This is a genomic window from uncultured Thiodictyon sp. (genome assembly GCF_903828115.1).
Classification (GTDB): domain Bacteria; phylum Pseudomonadota; class Gammaproteobacteria; order Chromatiales; family Chromatiaceae; genus Thiodictyon.
Genome location: NZ_CAIKKU010000122.1, coordinates 1 through 18,258, shown reverse-complemented (window position 1 = coordinate 18,258; position 18,258 = coordinate 1). Strand labels below are relative to the sequence as shown.

Annotated in this window: 14 protein-coding genes; 10 read left to right on the top strand and 4 right to left on the bottom strand. The window is 66.2% G+C overall.

All coding sequences use genetic code 11. The features are described 5' to 3' along the window. Positions 1–209: 209 nt before the first annotated feature. From QZY48_RS04350 to QZY48_RS04335, 4 genes are all read right to left on the bottom strand, one after another. Complete coding sequence (locus tag QZY48_RS04350; RefSeq protein ID WP_295428202.1) at positions 210–3,053, bottom strand: valine--tRNA ligase; 2,844 nt, start codon at positions 3,051–3,053, stop codon at positions 210–212. A gap of 101 nt (positions 3,054–3,154) precedes the next feature. Beyond that, on the bottom strand, positions 3,155–3,826 hold the full coding sequence (locus QZY48_RS04345) for an ABC transporter ATP-binding protein (protein ID WP_295428199.1): 672 nt from the start codon (positions 3,824–3,826) through the stop codon (positions 3,155–3,157). After that, a complete protein-coding gene (locus QZY48_RS04340; protein ID WP_295428196.1) occupies positions 3,823–5,145 on the bottom strand; it encodes an ABC transporter permease in 1,323 nt (440 codons plus the stop codon). Before QZY48_RS04340 ends, QZY48_RS04345 begins: the two co-directional genes overlap by 4 nt. A gap of 54 nt (positions 5,146–5,199) precedes the next feature. Continuing rightward, positions 5,200–6,258, bottom strand: coding sequence for an HlyD family efflux transporter periplasmic adaptor subunit (locus tag QZY48_RS04335; protein ID WP_295428193.1), 1,059 nt, complete (start codon positions 6,256–6,258; stop codon positions 5,200–5,202). A gap of 436 nt (positions 6,259–6,694) precedes the next feature. On the opposite strand from QZY48_RS04335, the gene QZY48_RS04330 reads away from it, so the two are divergent. The 10 genes from QZY48_RS04330 (at position 6,695) to QZY48_RS04290 (ending at position 18,050) form a co-directional block, all read left to right on the top strand. Then, the gene (locus tag QZY48_RS04330) at positions 6,695–8,017 is read left to right on the top strand and encodes a hypothetical protein (protein WP_295428190.1); all 1,323 of its coding nucleotides are present in this window, start codon (positions 6,695–6,697) and stop codon (positions 8,015–8,017) included. 319 nt (positions 8,018–8,336) lie between these two features. Then, positions 8,337–8,843 carry a DUF1566 domain-containing protein gene (locus QZY48_RS04325; RefSeq protein ID WP_295428187.1) on the top strand — a complete coding sequence of 169 codons (507 nt, stop codon included), beginning with the start codon at positions 8,337–8,339 and terminating at the stop codon, positions 8,841–8,843. 3 nt (positions 8,844–8,846) lie between these two features. Beyond that, positions 8,847–8,936: an MprA protease, GlyGly-CTERM protein-sorting domain-containing form gene (gene mprA / locus QZY48_RS34585; protein ID WP_366929635.1), complete on the top strand. Its 90-nt coding sequence runs from the start codon at positions 8,847–8,849 to the stop codon at positions 8,934–8,936. Between the two features lie 182 nt (positions 8,937–9,118). Beyond that, complete coding sequence (locus tag QZY48_RS04320; protein ID WP_295428185.1) at positions 9,119–10,219, top strand: hypothetical protein; 1,101 nt, start codon at positions 9,119–9,121, stop codon at positions 10,217–10,219. Between the two features lie 420 nt (positions 10,220–10,639). Then, on the top strand, positions 10,640–12,337 hold the full coding sequence (locus QZY48_RS04315; RefSeq protein WP_295428182.1) for a hypothetical protein: 1,698 nt from the start codon (positions 10,640–10,642) through the stop codon (positions 12,335–12,337). A 180-nt stretch (positions 12,338–12,517) separates the two neighbouring features. Continuing rightward, positions 12,518–13,960 (top strand): lyase family protein, encoded by a 1,443-nt coding sequence (locus QZY48_RS04310; RefSeq protein WP_295428179.1) that lies wholly within the window; start codon positions 12,518–12,520, stop codon positions 13,958–13,960. Positions 13,961–14,011: 51 nt separating this feature from the next. Further along, complete coding sequence (locus QZY48_RS04305) at positions 14,012–15,643, top strand: NAD-dependent malic enzyme (protein ID WP_295428176.1); 1,632 nt, start codon at positions 14,012–14,014, stop codon at positions 15,641–15,643. Positions 15,644–15,834: 191 nt separating this feature from the next. After that, positions 15,835–16,533 carry a linear amide C-N hydrolase gene (locus QZY48_RS04300; protein ID WP_295428173.1) on the top strand — a complete coding sequence of 233 codons (699 nt, stop codon included), beginning with the start codon at positions 15,835–15,837 and terminating at the stop codon, positions 16,531–16,533. Next, complete coding sequence (locus QZY48_RS04295) at positions 16,533–16,832, top strand: hypothetical protein (RefSeq protein WP_295428170.1); 300 nt, start codon at positions 16,533–16,535, stop codon at positions 16,830–16,832. Before QZY48_RS04300 ends, QZY48_RS04295 begins: the two co-directional genes overlap by 1 nt. A gap of 27 nt (positions 16,833–16,859) precedes the next feature. Next, entirely contained in the window at positions 16,860–18,050 is a 1,191-nt protein-coding gene (locus tag QZY48_RS04290; RefSeq protein WP_295428168.1) for a choloylglycine hydrolase family protein, read from the top strand. Positions 18,051–18,258: the final 208 nt, after the last annotated feature.

The following is an 18,258-nucleotide window of genomic DNA, read 5'->3' as shown; positions in this document are numbered from 1 at the left end:
TTGTCGTTGTCGTAATCGGAGAAGCAATGCACTTTGGGGTGCGAGAGAATCCGGGGCGCTACGATAACCTCGATTACGACAACGACAACGACAACGGCGCTAGAGGCAGTCCCTAATGGAATTGTTTAACCTATTAGTGAACCGTTCCTTAGGCCCCATGAAGGTGAATACTCTTGCCCGGCCCCCTGCGGCGCTGTCAGCAGCAGGGGTCAGAGCGCCGCAATCCGCTCCCGCTGCGTCCTGAGGTTCCCGATCGCGGTGCCGTGCTCGGCGAGTTTGTCGCGCTCCTTCTGCACTACGGCCGCCGGGGCCTTGTCGACGAAGGCGGGGTTGGTGAGCTTGGCCTCGGTCCGCGCCACGTCGTCGGCGAGGCGGCCGATCTCCTTGTCCAGGCGCTTGAGTTCGGCGTCCTTGTCGATCAGCCCGGCCATGGGGATCAGGACCTTCATCGCGCCGACCAGGGCGATGGCGGATTCCGGCGCCTGCGACTCGTCCTCCAACACCGTGATGGACTCGGTGCGGGCGAGGAAGTCGAGATAGGGGCGGGCGGCGGTCAGCCAGCGGCGGTCCTGCTCCGAGGCATTGGCGATCAGCACCGGCAGCGGTTTGCCCGGGGGGATGTTCATCTCGCCCTTGATGCGCCGCATCCCGAGGATGAATTGACGCACCCAGTCGATCTCCGCCGTCACTTCACGCTCGCCCGCGGGGTCCGCCGCGACCGCGGGCGCGGCGGGGTAGGGGGCGAGCATGATGGTTTCGCCCGCGACCCCGGCCAAGGGGGCGACCTTCTGCCAGATCTCCTCCGTGATGAAGGGCATGAGCGGGTGGATGAGGCGCAGCAGGGTCTCGAGTGTCGTGACCAGGGTGCGGCGGGTGCCGCGCCGGGCGGCATCGCTCGCATCCGCCCCGGTCAGCACCGGCTTGCACAGCTCCAGATACCAGTCGCAGAACTCGTTCCAGGTGAAGTCGTAGAGCGCCTGGGCGGCCAGGTCGAAGCGGTAAGCGTCCATGGCCTCGCGCACCGTGTTGGTGGTGGCCGCCAGCCGCGCGGCGATCCAGCGGTCGGCGGGAGAGAACTCGAGCGGGTCTGACCCCAGACCGCAATCCTGATCTTCCGTGTTCATCAGTACATAGCGCGAGGCATTCCAGAGCTTGTTGCAGAAGTTGCGGTAGCCCTCGATGCGGCCCAGGTCGAACTTCACGTCCCGGCCGGTGGTGGCGAGCGCCGCGAAGGTGAAGCGCAGGGCATCGGTGCCGAAGCCGGGGATGCCGCCGGGGAAGTCGGCGCGGGTCTGGCGGGCGATCTTCTCGCGCAGGTGCGGCTGCATCATCCCCTGGGTGCGCTTCTCGACCAGGGCATCCAGATCGATCCCGTCGATCAGATCGATGGGGTCCAGCACATTGCCCTTGGACTTGGACATCTTGTCGCCGTGGGCGTCGCGCACCAGTCCGTGGATATAGACATCCCGAAAGGGGACGTCCCCCATGAATTTGAGCCCCATCATGATCATCCGGGCGACCCAGAAGAAGATGATGTCGAAGCCGGTGATCAGCACCGAGGTCGGGTAGAAGTCGCGCAGGCGCTCGGTGTCGTCCGGCCAGCCCAGGGTGCTGAAGGGCCAGAGCGCGGAACTGAACCAGGTATCCAGCACGTCCGGGTCCTGCTCCAGGGCGAGTTCCGCTGGGAGCTGGTGGGTCGCGCGCACCTCCTCCTCGTCGCGGCCGACATAGACGTTCCCCTCGGCGTCATACCAGGCGGGGATGCGGTGCCCCCACCAGATCTGGCGGCTGATGCACCAGTCCTGGATGTTGCGCATCCACTCGAAATAGGTGTTCTTCCAGTTGTCGGGGACGAAGCGGATGCGCCCGTCCTCCACCGCGGCGATGGCGGGTTCCGCGAGCGGGGCGATGCGCACATACCATTGATCGGTCAGATAGGGCTCGATCAGTGCGCCGGAGCGGTCGCCGCGCGGCTGCTGCAACTTGTGGTCCTTGACCAGGGCCAGGAGGCCCAGGGCCTCGAGATCCGCGACTATCCGCTTGCGTGCCGCGAAGCGGTCCAGGCCGACATAGGCGGCGGGGATCAGGTCGCCCTCCTCGGGCAGGTTGGCACGCACCGCCGCGTCCGGGGTGAAGATGTTGATCAGGCCGCCGTGGGGCTGGCCGGCGATGGCGAGTTCGTCGCGGTGGCGCTCCCAGACCGCGTAATCGTTGAAGTCGTGGGCCGGGGTGATCTTGACACAGCCGGTGCCGAAGGCGGGGTCCGCGTAGTCGTCGGCGATGATGGGGATACGCCGGCCGGTCAGCGGCAGTTCCACGAACTCGCCGATCAGGTGTTGGTAGCGCTCATCGTGCGGATTCACCGCCACCGCGCAGTCGCCGAGCAGGGTCTCGGGGCGGGTGGTGGAGACCACCAGGTGTCCGGTCCCGTTGGTCAGCGGGTAACGCATGTCCCACAGGTACCCGGACTCCTCCTCGGAGAGCACCTCCAGGTCCGACACCGCCGTGTGCAGCACCGGGTCCCAGTTCACCAGGCGCTTGCGCCGGTAGATCAGGCCCTCCTGGTGCAGGCGCACGAAGACCTCGCGCACGGCCGCCGAGAGGCCCTCGTCCATGGTGAAGCGCTCATTGCCCCAGTCGAGCGAGGAGCCGAGCCGCCGCAACTGGCCCGTGATGGCCCCGCCGGACTGCGCCTTCCACTCCCAGACCCGCGCGATGAAGGCGTCCCGGCCGAGATCATGCCGCGTCTTGCCCTGCGCCTCCAGTTGCCGCTCCACCACCATCTGGGTGGCGATGCCGGCATGATCGGTGCCCGGCTGCCACAGGGTCCGGTCGCCGCACATCCGGCGGTAGCGGATCAGCGCATCCATCACCGTGTTGTTGAACCCGTGGCCCATGTGCAGGCTGCCGGTCACATTGGGCGGCGGGATCATGATGCAATAGGTCCCGGCGCCGGCGCCCCCGGCCGGTCCCGGGGCGAACCAGCCGCGGCCCTCCCAGCGCTCGTACCAGGCCTGTTCCAGGGTTTGGGGGTCGTAGTTCTTGTCCAGCATGGCTTAAGAGAGGTCCGCGGGGGTCAGGGGGAGGATCGGGAAAGCAGATTAGTATACCGGAGCGACGGGGCCAAACCCCGGGCACTGCGCTTCGGGTGCGATCAGAACTGATCCTGAATCCGGCCGTCCTCGATGTGCACCACCCGGTCGGCCAGTTCACCGATGCGCGGGTCGTGGGTCACGATCACCACCGCCCGGCCCTGCGCGTGGGCCAGGTCCCCGAGCAGGCGCACGACGGCACGCCCGTTGACGGAGTCCAGGGCGGCGGTGGGCTCGTCGGCGAGCAGGATGGGCGGGTCGCCGGCCAGGGCGCGGGCGATGGCGACGCGCTGCTTCTCCCCGCCGGACAATTGGGCGGGGAAGTTGCGCCGCCGCCCGGCCAGGCCCACCAGGTCCAGGAGTGCGGTCGCCTCACCCAGGTCCCGACCTTTGAGTTCCAACGCGACCTGCACGTTCTCCGCCGCGGTGAGGGCCGGGAACAGGTTGTAGCTCTGGAAGATGAAGCCCATGCGCCGCAGGCGCAGCCGGGTCAGCGCCTGGGTGGACAGCCCGGCGAGCGCCTGGCCCTCTACCCAGACGGAGCCCGCGGTGGGGTGCAGCAGACAGCCCAGGATCATCAGCAGCGTCGTCTTGCCGCTCCCCGATGGCCCCATCAGCGCCATGACCTGTCCGGCGGCGACCTGGAAGTCGACGGCGTCCAGGGCGCGCACGGCGGTGTCCCCGGTGCCGTAGACCATGGATAGACCGCGGGTCTCCAAGGCCTGCGCGCTCATCGCTGAAAGACCATCGCCGGGTCGATGCTCATGGCCTTGCGGATGGAGACGATCGAGGCCAGGACGCACATCACGAGCGTCACACCATAGAGCGCCACGGCCAACCCCGGCGGGACCAGGATGACGGCGGCGCCGGCCTCGCTGCCCCGGGCGAACAGCAGCGACAGGGCGATGCCGGGCAGTCCGCCCAGGGTCGCGCTGATCACCGCCTGCCCCATGATGACCTTATAGATGAAGGCGCGCGGTGCCCCCATGGCGCGCAGGGTGCCGAACTCCGGGAGGTGGTCGACGGTGGTGGCATAGAGCACCTGGGCGACGATCACCACGCCCACCAGGAGGCCGAGGACGGCGGAGACCAGCACCGAGGCCCCGGCACCCGTGGTGAACATCCAGTAGTCGCGGGTGCGGGCGGCAAATGCTTCGCTGAGATAGACGTCGGTCCGCGGCAGGGTGCGGACCAGGTCGTCGCGTACCCGCTGCGGGTCCGCACCGGGGCGCAGCCGCCCGATGACATAGTTGGTCTGGTCCTCGGCGAAGCCGCTCAGGCGCTGGGCATTGCGGGTGGAGGCGAAGACCCAGGGGGAGGTAGTGAAGGAGCGGATGCCCTGGGTGAACCCGACCACCAGCGCGCGTCGGTTGTTGATCTCCACGCGGGTGCCGATCCGGCTGACCCCGAGTTTGTCCATGAACACCCGGTCGATCATCACCGCATCCGGGCGCCGCAGGTCCTCGAGCCGACCCTCGACGATATTCCAGGGGCCGGCCAGGCCGGTGTTCAGATCCGTGCCCAGGATGATGACGCTCTCGGTGCCCCCGCCGGGCGTCTTCCAGGTCGTGAACTGGACCAACAGCGCCTCGGCCTGGGCCACCCCGGGAACCGAGCGGGCGAGGAAGAGTTCGCGTTCATTGATGGGGAGTGTGACCTCGAAGTTCTGGGACCCCTTGGCGACGATCCAGAAATCTGCACGGGTGTGACGGATGACATTGGTGGTGCTGTCGGAGAAGCCCAGGAAGAGCCCGATCTGCATGGCGATCAGCACCACCGCGAAGATGATCCCGACCAGGGTCACGGCAAAGCGGGAGCGGTCATGGGCGAGGTTACGCCAGGCGAGCAGCCCGGCCATTCCGGCGCCCCAGTGTAAGGGTCCCGTTTTCATTTCAGGAAGAGGACTTGGGGACGGTTGACTAATAAGTTGAATAATTCCATCAGGGACTGCCTGTAGCGTCGTTTTCGTTGTCGTTGTCGTTGTCGTTGTCGTAATCGTAGTCGTAATCGATGTTATCGTAGCGTTCCGGATTCTCTCGCACCCAACGTGCATCGCTCTTCCGATTACGACAACGACAACGACAACGACAACGACAATGTTCCCGGCTCAGTCTGGCGGCGGGATCGCGATATACGCATTCACCCGCAACCCCGCCGGTAGTGCGAGACCCGGCTCCAGGTCGATCAGCACCTCCAGCACGCGCGTGTCCTTGCGCTCGGCGGGGTCGTCGGAGAGCACCTGCTTGCGCCCCATCAGGCTGCCGATCCGCCCGACCCGGCCCGGGAAGCGCCGCTCGCCGTAGGCGTCGGCCTGGATATAGGCGTCCTGGCCGACGCGCAGCAGCGCAATGTCCGCCTCGTCCACCTCCGCGCGTACCCGCAGGTGGGCCAGGTCCCCCACCGCCAGGATGGGGGTGTCGCCCATCTCGGTGACCTGCTCCCCGGCACGCCGGAAGCGCCGCAGGACCACCCCGTCGATGGGGCTGCGCACGAAGGACTTCTCATAGAGCGCCCGTGCCACGGCGAGCCGCGCCTGCGCCAGCGCCAATTCCGCCTCCGCCCGGGCCTGCTCGTCCGCCCGTGCCGGGCTGTCCACCACCGCCAGTCGGGCGCGGGCGCGGGCGAGTTGGGCCTGGGCCACGTCGCGCGCGCTGCCGACGTTGTCCAGGTCCTGGCCGCTGCCCAGACGCTTCTGCGCCAGTCCAATCTGGCGGGAAAGCTCGCGCTCGGCCCGGGTCAGGTGCGCCTGCGCCTCGCCGACGGCGGCCGCCGCCTCCTCCCGCTCGGACGGCCGCGCGCCGTTGATCACGCGCTCCAGGGCCGCTTGTGCGATCGCGACGTTGGCCTGTGCCTCCTGCACCCGCGCCAGGTGGTCCGCGTTCTCCAGGGTGGCCACGACCTGGCCGCGGGTGACCGGCTGCCCCTCGTCGAGCATCACCTCCGCCAGCCGCCCGGTCATGGCCGCGGCGATGCGGATCTCCTCCGAGAGCGGCTCCACCCGCCCGAGGGCGGCGATGACCGTGCGCGGCGCGGGGCTCGGCAGGTCGCGCGCGGGCACCCCGGGGTCTGCCGCCCGGGCATCAAGGGTTCCCACCAGTGCCCAAAGCAGGAACAGGCCTAGCGGCAGTCTGAGGGGGCAGGGGATGGACGGGGGGCGGCGCTGCATGGGGTTGACTGCCGTAGGTGTGGTCTTGCGAGTGCTCCGGGCCTGGGCCTAGGGTAACCCGAGCGGCCCCGGTCGGTCGATGGACCCGCCGGCGGGCGGGAGCGGCCCCGGCGGCGAAGATAGTGCGGGGTAGGGCTAGGCAACGAGTCAAGAACACGTTGAACATAACACCATCGTTGTCGTTGTCGTTGTCGTGATCGTAATCGGAGAAGCGATGCTGTTTGGCGTGCTGGAGAATCCGGGGTGCTACGATAACCTCGATTACGACAACGACAACGACAACGACAACGACAACGACAACGACGCGACAAGCATCCCCTGATGGACTTGTTCAACTTATCAGTGACCCGTTCCTGATCCCGATCGCGTTGCCGTTTCTGCCGACCACCCGCTACCGAACGACGTTTTTCGGAAATCGCCTAACTCCGGTCCTCAAGTGCCACGCATCCGCCGGATCATCGTGCCCTTCCCCTGGTTCCTGTACCTCGTCATCGGCGCCCTGCTGCTGGCCCCGGCCCGGTCGGGGGCAGACACCCCGGCCGCCCTGCCCCTGGCCTTGCAGCCGCTGCCGACACCGGTCCACTCCTGGGAGGAGGCCGCCCGCCGCTGGCGCGGCGGCGGCCTGCCGCCGGCCCAGACCGACATCCACCTGGGCTTCCAACCCCAACCGCGCTATTTCGCCGCCCCGCCGCCCGGCCGTCCCGAACCGGACCGCCCGGCATCCATGGCCGGGCAGGGCCCGATCCTGAAACTCACCGCGGCCAATCTGGACCTGGTCGAACTGGTCTATCTGGCCGCGGACGGCACCCTGGCGGCACCGCGTCAACGCACCGGCGACACCCTGCCCCTGTCCGAGCGCGACCTGGGGACTACCATGCAGGCCTTTCGCCTCGATCCCCGCCTCATCACGCTCATGCTGGTCGCGGTCCTGATCGTGGGTGGGCGCATCCTGCGTGAGGTCCCGGAGCAGACCCGCCGCATGCAGCAGGCGGAACACGAGCGCGTCAGACTGGCGGCCGTCGCCGACAAGTTCAGCGGGCTGCTGCAGGTGGTGTCCCACGAGGTGCGCAATCCCGCGTCCTCGCTGCGCCTGCTCGCCGGCAACCTGCGCCGCGGTCTGCTCTCCAACACCGAGGCGGCCGACGACCTGACCCACCTCTCCAACCACCTCGTCGACATCGTCCAGAGTCTCCAGGCCCAACGCGCCGCCTTCGCGACGGGCCGCGCGGCGGACTTTCACTACGACCTGCACGCCAAGGTCGAACAGGTGCAGGGCGCCCTGGGCGGACACCTGGACCGCGCCCGCCTGGACCTGGTCATCGCCGCCGCACCGGACCCCGGGTGCCACCTCATCGATGCCCCGCGCCTGGTGCTGATCTTAGGCAACCTCCTGGACAACGCCTTCAAGTACGGCGGACCGGGCCGCGTCCGGCTGGCGCTGATCATGGTGGTGGAGGACGACCCCATCGGCGGCCGCCAGTTGGCGCGCTTCCTGACCTTGCTGCATGACGAGGCCCCGGCGACGGTCGCTCGCGATGCCATTATCCGGGTCCTCGGCCGCCCGGAGAATCTGTACACCCGGGCCCGCCTGGACACCGCGATCTCACGTCTGCGTCACAAGATCGCCACCGTCGCCGACCAGCCCGCGCCTTTCACCAGCGTCTACGGCACCGGCTATGTCTGGGTCCAACGCCCGGCCGCTGCGCAGCCGCCGCGGGTCGGCCCTGAGCCAGGTAAGAATTCGTCAGAATTGGTTTGAATCCGTTGGTGGACAACGGACCAGGCCACTCCTACCGTTATTCGAGACGGCGACGACCCCCGTCGGTGCGCCGCCGCACCCGGGGGTCGATCGGCCAGCGCGGACGCCCGCGCCACGATTGGCCCTAAGTTTGGGAATTGCTCACACAAAGAACACAAAGAAAAACAGATCATTGAAGGCGTTGGGCCGATCACCGCGCGGGTGACCTCCTCGACCTACATATCGCGTTGAAAATCTTTGTGATCTTTGTGTCTCTGTGTGAGAACTGCTCCTTCTGGGTTGACCGCCCGCAACGCATCCTTACCCCGAGACCATCCCCATGAAAGCATCCGCTACCCGCCTGCAACTGCTGTCGATCCTGGCCGGGGCGCTGTGCGCGCTGCCCGCCGACGCGGCCCTCATCAGCCGCTCCGACGGTCTGGTCTACGACAGCGCCCAGGACCTCACCTGGCTGATGGATTCAAATGATGCCGGCGCCACGATGGACTGGGCCGGCGCCAATGCCTGGGCGGCCAGCCTGGTCTACGCCGGACGCGATGGTTGGCGCCTGCCCACGCCGGACCCGGATTGCTCCGGCGACTACGACTGCACCGGAGCCGAGTTGGGTCACCTGTTCTACGGCGACCTCGCCCTCGGCCTGGGCGGGACGGCGGATACACCGATTACCGAGTTGCACAACGCTAACTTCGAGCTGTTCACCAACATCGCCGACACCGCCTATTGGACCAATGCGGCGCTGGCCCAGGACACAACCTTTGCCTGGACCTTCGACTACTTCGACGGAAGCCAAATCGCCTACGGCAAGGACCAGCTATACCTCGCCTAGGCGGTGCATGACGGCGACATCCCGGAGCCGGCGACGGCATTGCTCCTGGCGGCCGGTCTGACCGGCTGGGCAGGCCGACGGCGGCGCGGATGACTGGAGTCCAAGGCTTCAGCCTTGGCGCGGCCTTGATCATCGCTCCGGCCAGCGGCCACCTTCTGGAGTCCAAGGCTTCAGCCTTGGTCCTGGATTCCGCTGCGCTCCATCCAGGCTACGACCGGGCGGCGCCCGTGCCGCCTACCCCAATGCCCAATGCCATTGATCGACAGGAAACCTGAATGAACACGCGCCACTCCCTTCATCCGTCGGGCCGGCACCTCTGCTGCGCCGGACTCGCCGCCGCCCTGGCCGCCCCGGCCGTCGGCGCCGCCGACGTAAAGACCGTCACCGCCGATCCCTTCTATGCGAGCCTCCCGGCCGACTGCGGCGGCCCGGCGGTGACGACCGGCCTGTGCCTGCTCGCGAGCACCAAACCCCTGGCTACCGGCAGCTTCATCGCCGCGCAGGTCGTCCCCGGCAACATCACGCTCGGGACCCAATACCCCGTGACCCTCAACACCCGCCTGGACCTGCCGCCCGGCAACTACCTGCTCTACCGCAATACCGGTCTCGACAGCCGTCACGAACGCCCCTTCACCGTCACCGCCGGCCAGCTCACCACCATCAAGACCGCCGTCATCAAGTTTCAGGACAGGGCCGGCAGCTACAACAAGCTGCAACACTTCCAGGCCCGCAACACCGTCGGGGCCACCGGCTGCAATGCCGAGATCGGCAATACCGGCGTCCAAGCCTATCTGCCGGACAACTACCAGGTCACCCTGGTGCCCACCCGTGACAACAGCACCCCGCGCTGCGAAGCCAGCCGCTTCGTCAGCCGCGTGGTGACCTTCAACCTGATGGCCAGCCAGGGCGTGACGCTGCGCCCGGGCACCGTCACCGACCAGACCCTGGCCGCCGCCAATAGCTACCGGCGCGCGAGCGGGGCGGTCTCGCTCACCACTATCGGGCCGCTGCGCCAGGACGTGAGTCAGGTCGGTTTCCTGTCCAAATTCCGTTCCTATCAGGGCGTCCAGAACTCCAGTTCGGCCGCCCCCGACGCGCTGGTGCTCTCCGGTGCCCCGCACTTTCACTTCGTCATCCCGGTGACGATGAACCCGAGCGCCTCCTGCGGCGTCTCGCTCGCCGCCGGCGGTCTGCCGCGGCACAACCTGATGACCGATTGCGTGTTCGACGCCGCCGGCCGGCTGACCCGCTTCCGGGTCAATGCCGGGGCCTATTACGGCCTGCACAACCTCGCCGCCAAGTCCGCGGTGGCCGCCGTCACCATCAACAGCCCATTCATCGTCGGCGCCGTCCGGTTCAACCTGAAGGGGAATTGACATGAAAACCAATCTGCTCGTTGCGCTGACGCTCGCCGGCTATGCCGCGGGCGCGGTCGGCGACTACGTCTACAACGCCAATACCGGCGCCCTGTCCTATACCTTCTTCAACCTCAGCCCCTACACCAATTGCTCGTTCGTGCCCTATGGGAGCAGCGCCAACCCGGCGGCCCTCAGCGGCAATCCCGGGGCCACTTACGGCTGGAATGCAGGCTCGGGCGAAGCGGGCTTCTTCAACTCGGCGTTCGGCGGCAGCGGCAGCCCTGACCTTTACGACTTCTATATCTTCTGGGACGAGGAGGACCCCGTAACCAGTGCCTCGCCGACGGTACCCGGCCTCAATTCCGGTGATTCGGCGACGACCGTGGAGTTCAGCAGTTCATTCGGCTCCAGCGAGAACCCGCCCGCCATCGCCGACAGTTGGACCCTGACCTATGGCTGCTGGCCTCCCCAGGGCTGGCCGCGACGACCATCAACACCCTCAACACGGCCGCCGATACGCCCATCACCACGACCTCGATTTGGGGCAAGATCTTCTCCGGTCTGGTCGAGGTCACCACCGACTCCCTGGTGGCCGGCATTGCATTCGTCGCCGGGCCCGAGGCCTCGGTCGCGCTCCAGGTCGGCGTGGCCGCCGCCACCGGCACCGCCACCGCCGCCGACGGCGCCTTGATGCCCATGGCCACGTCCGCGATCGACGCCGATTTTACGAGCACGGTGAGTCAACCGCCGCCGGTCGCGGCAAACGCCCCGCCGGTCATCAACGCCAGCTATTCGTCATCGAATCTGCTCGGCATGTTGCTCGCCAACAGCTTCGTACAGGCGCAGATCGACAATACCATGGGGTGGACGCCCAGCGTGTCGCCGCTGTGGTCAAACTATTCCATCAGCAGCGACTCACTGTGTACCGGTATCACCCTCGTCAACAACCTGCTGAGCGCCGTCTGTCCGCCCCAGAGTGGTAGTCAAGCTTATACCAACGTCCTGACCACCTATCCCAACGCGGTCAGCACGGCGCAATTGAGCCTTTGGGATGCGATCCTGACCGGGGCGGACATCACGGCCACCAACGGCTGGCTGCAAGTGGCCAATCCGACCAGCGCCGCATTCTCGCCGCCGGTGCAACTGGTGAACAACACGACGCAGATCACCTCGATCGTGGTGGGCGTCAATGTCACCTTCAATAACAGTTCGGGCCTGCTGTCCCTGGCGAGCTATGGTACTACAGCAAGCGGCGACCCAATCGGGCCAGGGCCGACCTCGCCACCCACCTACGCGCCGGCCATTAACTGTAACGTCACCCAGTCAACGGGCACATGCGTAAACGCTAGCAGCAGTTATGACAGTACCACCGGAGTCCTGATCGTTATGCAATATAGCATCTACTCCATTGACTATTTAACTGGGACGGAATTCTTCGATTGGAGCGGTCCCTATTTCTTCTCCAACGGGACGCAAACGATCGACTTGACCGGATGTGTAGCGGACGCCACGGTCCAGCTTTCGGTCGACGCCGCGACCAGCGTCGGCAGCCTGACCTGCCAGGCGAGCTTTCCAGTCGGCAGCGAGGGGAGCTATCCGGCAGCCTCCGCCCCACCGACATTAACCCTGGTGGTGCCGATGGCCGGGGGTAACACCTACAACATCACCGCACCGAATGTGCAGGACAGCACGCAAGTCGGCTATGTCGCGTCGACCGGGCTCTTGACGGTCAACGGCTACCAGATCGCCGCTGCCTTCTATCCATTTCAGAATGGGGCTCAGACGCTCAATACCACCGCGTGCCCGACCGGTACCGCGGTCTTATTGTCCGTCTATCCCATCGGTAACAATGCCGGCCAGGCCCAGGGTTTCCTCTCCTGCCAGGGCCAGCCGACCCTGCCCTACGGACTGTGCGTCGGCGACCCGCAGGCGACCGGCGGGGTGGTGGCCGCGCTCATGACCCAACCGGCCGCCGACGGCAGCGGCGCGACCTTCGATTTAGGTTGCGTGTGCATCCCGTCCTATCTGGGAGGGCCGTCGGTCCCCAGTGACCCCGACCCCGCCACCGGACCCAGCCTGCTCGGCGGTGTCCTGGTCGGCGCCCGCTCAGCCTATCCCAATGCCCAATGCGATTAGGCGCGCGATGCCGCGAGGATAACGGGGCGAACGCCGGGCTTGCATACTGGATCAAAGGGCGCAGAATGGTATCCGCGGGGTTCCGGCCCCGCCACTCACCGCGAAGACCGTGGCCGCGGTCTGATTGCGGCGTATCTCATCCTGCGGACCAGACCACCGGGGGTCTGCGGTCTGCCGACGATGGTGACGAACAACCCAGACGATGGAGTATCCACCATGAATGACGTTCGCCAGGAAACCGATAGCCTCGGCGCGGTCGAGATTCCGGCCGATCGGCTGTGGGGCGCCCAGACGCAGCGCTCGCTTACGCACTTCAGTATCGGCACGGACCTGATCCCGCGCGAGATGATCGCCGCCTATGCGACGCTGAAAAAGGCGGCGGCCCATGCCAATCACGCGGGCGGCCGTCTGGACGACCGCCGACACGGTCTGATCGTGCAGGTCTGCGACGAGATCCTGGGCGGGAAGCATCAGGATATGTTCCCGCTGCATGTCTGGATGACCGGCAGCGGCACGCAGTTCAACATGAACGTGAACGAGGTGATCAGCAATCGCTGCTGCCAACTCGCCGGCACCCCACTGGGCAGCAAGACGCCGGTGCATCCCAACGATCACGTCAACATGTCGCAGTCGTCCAACGACTCCTTTCCCTCGGCGATGTCCATCGCCGCCGCCGTCGGTGTGACGGCGCGGCTGCTGCCGGCGGTGACGGCCTTGCGCGACGCCATCGCCGTGAAGGCACAGGACTGGCAGGCTGTCATCAAGATCGGCCGCACCCATATGCAGGATGCGACGCCGTTGACACTCGGGCAGGAATGGTCCGGGTATGCGGGGATGCTCACGGATAATCTCAACCGCATCCCGGATGCGCTCACCGGCGTCTATCGTCTGGCGCTCGGCGGCACGGCCGTCGGTACCGGGCTGAATTCGGCGCCGGGGTTTGCCGAGGCGGTCGCGGCGCAGATCGCCGGCTTGACCGGGCTGCCGTTCCTCACCGCCCCGAACAAGTTTGCCGTGCAGGGCGCCCACGACGCCCTGGTGCACCTGTCGGGCACCCTGCGCACATTGGCCGTCTCGCTCTACAAGATCGGCAACGACATACGCCTGATGTCGTGCGGCCCGCGGGCCGGCTTTGCCGAGTTGATCATCCCCACCAACGAACCCGGCTCATCGATCATGCCGGGCAAGGTGAACCCGACCCAGGCGGAGGCCCTGACGATGATCGCCGCCCAGGTGATGGCCAACGATGTGGCCGTCGGCCTGGGCGGGGCCGGCGGCTATCTGGAGATGAACGTCTACAAACCGCTGATCATCTTCAACCTCACTCACTCGCTCACCCTCCTGACGGACGGCTGTACGAACTTCCGCCGGTTCCTGGTGGAGGGCACGCGGCCGAATCTGAAGAAGATCAAGGAAGACCTCGACCGCTCGCTGATGCTGGTGACGGCCCTGGCGCCGGTCATCGGCTATGACAAGGCGTCGCAGATCGCCCACTTCGCGATGGATCATGACCTGACGCTGAAGGCCGCGGCAATGCAACTCGGCCTGGTCGACGAGCAGACCTTCGACCGCGTCGTCGATCCTGCAAAGATGATCGCGCCATACGTCGCCGCCGCGAACTGAAGCACACTCGACTCCAACCACGAACCCAACCAACGCGAGGGCCCCTTTATCATGGCGACCACGACCAAACGCGGGACCGAACTGCTGCGTGACTCCACTCTGAACAAGTCGACCGCCTTCACCGAGGCCGAGAAACAGGCCCTCGGCCTGGTCGGTCTGCTGCCGGATGTCACCGAGACCGAGGACCTGCAACTGCGCCGCGTGATGGTGCAGCTCGGGCACAAGCACTCGGACCTGGACCGCTATATCTATCTCATCAATCTGCTGGACCACGACGAGACGCTGTTCTATCGCACCGTCATGTCCGACCCGCAGCGTTTCCTGCCGATCGTCTACGATCCCACGATCGGTGAGGCCTGCATCAAGTTCGGCCACATCTTTCGGCAGCCGCGCGGTATGTACCTGTCGCTCACGCGCCGCGGCAAGGTCAAGGAGATCCTCGCAAATTGGCCGCAGAAGGACATTCGCTTCATCTGCGTCACCGACGGCGGCCGGATCCTGGGCCTGGGCGATCTGGGTGCCAACGGCATGGGCATACCGATCGGCAAGCTGCAACTCTATACCGCCGCGGCCGGCGTACCGCCCCAGTATCTGCTGCCGATGTTTTTGGACGCGGGCACCAACACCCAGCAGTTGCTCGACGACCCGCTGTATCTGGGGCTGCGTCAGCGGCGGCCCGCGACGGCCGAGCTGTTCTCATTCGTCGATGAGTTTGTCGCCGCGGTGCAGGAGGTGTTTCCGCGCTGCTGCATCCATTTCGAGGACTGGACCGGTGTCGATGCCGTACACCTGCTGGAGCGCTACCGCGACCATTACTGTGTCTATAATGACGACGTACAGGGGACGGCCGGCATCACCCTGGCCGGGATGATCAACGCGGCCAGGCTCAAGGGCACCCAACTGAAGGACGAGACCTATCTGTTCCTCGGCGCGGGTTCGGCCGGTATCGGGCTGGCCAACCTGCTGTGCACGGCGCTCGTGGGGCAAGGGATGACGCTCGCGGCGGCCCGGTCACGGGTGCATCTGTTCGACGTCAACGGCCTGCTCGAATCGACCCGCACGGACCTGGTGGACTTCCAGCAGCCCTACGCCCATCCGCACGCCCCGACGAAGGATTTTGTGGCGGCCATCGAGGACATCAAGCCGTCAACCATTATCGGTGTCAGTACCATCGGCGGCGCCTTCACCCAACCGGTGGTCGAGGCGATGGCGCGGATCAATGAGCGGCCGGTGATTCTGGCGCTGTCGAACCCCACCGAGCATGCCGAGTGCACGGCCGAGCAGGCCTATCAGTGGTCGCAGGGCCGGGCCATCTACGCCGCCGGGGTGCCATTCCCGCCGGTGGTCTATAACGGCCAGACCCTGCTGCCGGGGCAAGCCAACAACTTCTACATCTTCCCCGCGATCGGCATGGCAATCTTCGCCACCCAGGCCACCCGGGTGACGGACGAGATGTTCATCGCCGCCGCGTCGGCAGTCGCCGATCAGGTGCCGCCCGAGCAACTGCGGCAGGGTCTGCTCTACCCGCTCCAGGCCAATATTCTCGAGGTCGAGATCCAGACCGCCGCGTGCGTGGCGAAACTGGTATTCGATGCGGGACTGGCGCGCGTCGAACGGCCGGACGATCTGCCGGCCTTCATCCGTCGGCATGTCTATCAGCCGCAGTATGCGGCGCTTATCTGAGATCGGTCCGGCCTGTCCCTCGCACCTGGCGAGCCCGCTGTGGCATGGCAGCCCCAGGGTTTTCGCCCTGATGAACAACGTCTGGTCGCTGACCAAGTGGTGACGCCGGACGACCGTGCCGACCGGTCGATCCGCGCACAGATTCAGTTCCTGTTGGCCGAGTAGCGACCAACGACACCGTGGAGACTGGTATGTTCGAGAAGATGAGATCGTCGGCAGCCCCGCTGCCTATCCTACTGGCCGCCGCCTTGGCGGGCGCCCTGCTCGGGGGCACGGCGCCGGACGCCTGCACGACGCTGACGATCACCGACACCAACGGCGGCGTCTACTTGGGCCGCACCATGGAGTTTGCGCTCGACCTCCCCTGGCAGCTCACCTACTTCCCGGCGGGACGGGAATACACCTCCAAACTCACCGACGGCACGCCGGGGCTTGCCTACCGGACCAAGTACCGGATGATGGCGGTGACCATGCCTTTGGCCTCCCCGACCGATCTCAAGGTCGTAGACGGTTTGAACGCGGAGGGACTGACCTTCAGCGCACTGGCCTTCCCGGCCGTCGGCCCGGAGGGTGACCCGGAGGGCCTGCGCAAGGCGCTTGCCGCCGTCGACCTCGGCTCTTGGGCCTTGGGCCAATTTGCCACCGTCGCCGAGGTGAAGACGGCACTGGAATCGCAGCCGGTGATCCTCACGCCGCTGTCGACGCTGGGTAATGCCCGGACCCCCCTTCACTATGTCCTGCATGACCGGACCGGGGCGGGGATCGTGATTGAATACGCGGACGCAAAGCAGACCGTCTATGACAATCCCGTCAACGTCATGACCAACGGCCCGCGCTTCCCCTGGCACCTGACCAACCTGGGCAACTACAGCTTCCTCACCAATGTGTGATGAATAACTTCGACCGGCCCGTCGCGATTACCATTGATGCGTCCACTTCGCCCCTGGCTAACGAGGGGGTCGCCGGGGCGATGCGCACCACCGGCAAGGATGCGCCGGTCTTCACCAGCGAGTCTACCAAATGGACGTCATTGAGCGACCTCAACCGCGGCCGTTTCTCTATCCGTCCACAGGGCGCGATGAATTACACCACGTTCGATCTGCAGCGGCTGGCGCGGGTGAAGGAGGTCAAGTCCATCCCCCTGCAGAAGCTCGACGGGACGGCAGCGGACGGCTCCGGCTGGTTCTGAACCCGGACCCCGCGGCATCCCGTACTATTGGTCGCCGGTCTGATCCCGGGTTTTGCGCAAGCGATGCCGGGCGACCGCCAAACGTTTACCCTTTATCCGGAGAAAGTGATGACCTTTCAGTTGATCGGCCGCGCCGCGCTTGCCCTGCTCGCCGCCAGCGCACTCGTCGTGGTCGCGGCGCCGGCAGCGGCCTGCACCACCTTCCGCCTCCAGTCGCAGGACGGGGCCTGGCTCATCGGCCGCTCGATGGAACTCGGGATGTCGCTCGACAGCCAGGTGATGCTGGTCCCGCGCGGCTACCGACTCACCTCGACGCGCCCGGATCTCAAGCCCGGCATGGACTGGACCGTGAAGCACGGCTTCGCCGGCATCAATACACTGGGCAAGGACCTCTCGACCGATGGGATGAATGAGGCGGGGCTGTCGGTGGGCACGCTCTACTTCCCCGGCTTCGCGGGGTACCAGCCATTTCCGGCCGACGGGAAGCACGCGGTCTCGAACCTTGACTTTTCAAACTGGGCGCTCAGCCAGTTCGCGACCGTGGGCGAGGTGCGCGAGGCGCTCTCCCGGGTCGCCGTCTACGACCTGAACCTGCCCTTGGTCGGTCCGCAGGCGTTGCACTGGGCCATCGCCGATGCCCAGGGGGGTGCCATCGTGGTCGAGTACGTCGGGGGCAAGTTGACCGTCTATGACAATCCGATCGGCGTCATGACCAATGCCCCGCCGTTCGACTGGCACCTGACGAACCTGCGCGCGCATATCAACCTGACGAATATCAACGTCGATGCCCTCAAGCTCGGGACGGTGCAGATCCAGCCCATCGGTCAAGGCACGGGACTGCTCGGGCTGCCCGGCGATTACACCCCGCCCAGCCGGTTCCTCAAAGCCGTGGCGCTCGCCTATTCCTCGGTCCCCGTGGCGACGGCCATCGAGGGGGTCAATCTCGCGTTTCATATCCTGAACGCGGTCGACATCCCCATCGGCGCGGTGGCCGAAAAGGTGCCGTCGAAGACCGGCGGTGCGCCGACACTGGCTTATGAGCAGACGCAGTGGGCGACGGTCCATGATCTCAAGAACCGGATCAGCTATTTCCGGACCTATGGCAACCTCGACCTCCGCAAGGTGGAACTCAAGCGTGTCGACTTCGACGGCAAGGCAATCCAACACGTTGCAATGCCGACGGCGATGGAGGTCGAGGACGTGACGCCGACGCGCTAGGCCCCCGGGCAGGACGGGTGTGTTCGATGCCGCGGCCATGGTCATAGTTCCACACCAATGCCATTCAGTTAAGTGCCGACGGCGGGACTTCTCGTTCCCGCGCTCCGGCGTCACTGCCATTAAGTTAAGCCTCACTTGCACTCCGGCCCGACCTGGGAGCGCCGCACCCCAGTGCGGCGCGATCTCGCAGAAAACCCCACTGGTGCGG

Excerpts from the sequence above, each read along its gene's own strand:
- QZY48_RS04350 (WP_295428202.1), bottom strand. The coding sequence starts at position 3,053 with ATGCTGGACAAGAACTACGACCCCCAAACCCTGGAACAGGCCTGGTAC.
- QZY48_RS04335 (WP_295428193.1), bottom strand. The coding sequence starts at position 6,258 with ATGCAGCGCCGCCCCCCGTCCATCCCCTGCCCCCTCAGACTGCCGCTA.
- QZY48_RS04320 (WP_295428185.1), top strand. The coding sequence starts at position 9,119 with ATGAACACGCGCCACTCCCTTCATCCGTCGGGCCGGCACCTCTGCTGC.
- QZY48_RS04295 (WP_295428170.1), top strand. The coding sequence starts at position 16,533 with ATGAATAACTTCGACCGGCCCGTCGCGATTACCATTGATGCGTCCACT.
- QZY48_RS04310 (WP_295428179.1), top strand. The coding sequence starts at position 12,518 with ATGGTGACGAACAACCCAGACGATGGAGTATCCACCATGAATGACGTT.
- QZY48_RS04345 (WP_295428199.1), bottom strand. The coding sequence starts at position 3,826 with ATGAGCGCGCAGGCCTTGGAGACCCGCGGTCTATCCATGGTCTACGGC.
- QZY48_RS04300 (WP_295428173.1), top strand. The coding sequence starts at position 15,835 with ATGTTCGAGAAGATGAGATCGTCGGCAGCCCCGCTGCCTATCCTACTG.
- QZY48_RS04305 (WP_295428176.1), top strand. The coding sequence starts at position 14,012 with ATGGCGACCACGACCAAACGCGGGACCGAACTGCTGCGTGACTCCACT.
- QZY48_RS04340 (WP_295428196.1), bottom strand. The coding sequence starts at position 5,145 with ATGCACGTTGGGTGCGAGAGAATCCGGAACGCTACGATAACATCGATT.
- QZY48_RS04325 (WP_295428187.1), top strand. The coding sequence starts at position 8,337 with ATGAAAGCATCCGCTACCCGCCTGCAACTGCTGTCGATCCTGGCCGGG.